The organism is Tepidimonas sp. (assembly GCF_046292505.1).
In the GTDB taxonomy this organism is placed as follows: domain Bacteria; phylum Pseudomonadota; class Gammaproteobacteria; order Burkholderiales; family Burkholderiaceae_C; genus Tepidimonas.
The window spans coordinates 1-759 of sequence record NZ_JBKBQX010000169.1; the positions used below are offsets into that span (position 1 = coordinate 1).

Here is a 759-nt window from a genome sequence, read left to right on the forward strand (position 1 = left end):
GACGGCCTTGTAAGCGGCACTTTCTGAAACCACGCGCTTGAGCATGAAGTTGAGCATGTCGCGCAAAGGCGACGGCCCGGTCGTCTTCATCTGGTCGCTGGCGGTGGTAAGCGCCGGTATGTAGATCACCCGCCCGACTTTGGCCGCGCCGACGTTCTTGGCGCCGTAAAACTGTTCGTCGGCCAGTTCGCCCTTGACGCGACCGTAGATGTTGCTCTGATTGGCCTTGACGCGATCCTTGGAGACAAAATAGCGGCGCACTGCCAGCAGGCGATCCGCGGCTCCTTCTTTGTATTTGTCGGCCAGCGTTGCCCATTCGTCTTCGGAAAGTTCGAACGTGAGTTCGACCCAGCTTTCGTCATCTTGGCTTTGGCCAGCTTTGGGCACATCGTCGGCTGACCATTTGATGTCGTCGTAAAACAGCCGCAATGCTGCCAGGACATTGCTCTTGCCCGCGTTGTTCGCGCCCACGATCATCGTGTAGTCATGGACTTCGATATCGGCATCGCTGCTTGAGCGGACATTGTGGATCTGCAGACGACGCAGTTTCATGGGCAAACCTCGACGGGATCAGGTGGCAAAGATTCGCTCCAGCGTCGCGGGCAAGAGCGCGGCGTTGGCTTGGCGAATGGCGGCGTGCTTGGCCTTCAATGCGGCGACTGCGGCTTGCAGGCGGTCGAAGGTTTGCTGCACGGCCAGTGGGGGTGCGGGGAACGTTGCGCCGCGCCACGGGATGGATGCAGTGTCGCAGCAACGCCT

The 759-nt window shown here is 59.9% G+C and carries 1 protein-coding gene and 1 pseudogene; both read right to left on the reverse strand.

Annotation, left to right across the window (positions count from 1 at the left end; translation table 11 throughout):
* A partial coding sequence (locus ACK4TH_RS12525) for an AAA family ATPase (protein ID WP_409626925.1) occupies positions 1-552 on the reverse strand: 552 nt, incomplete at its 3' end.
* 18 nt (positions 553-570) lie between these two features.
* Positions 571-759, reverse strand: a pseudogene (locus tag ACK4TH_RS12530) (hypothetical protein); the annotation flags it as partial.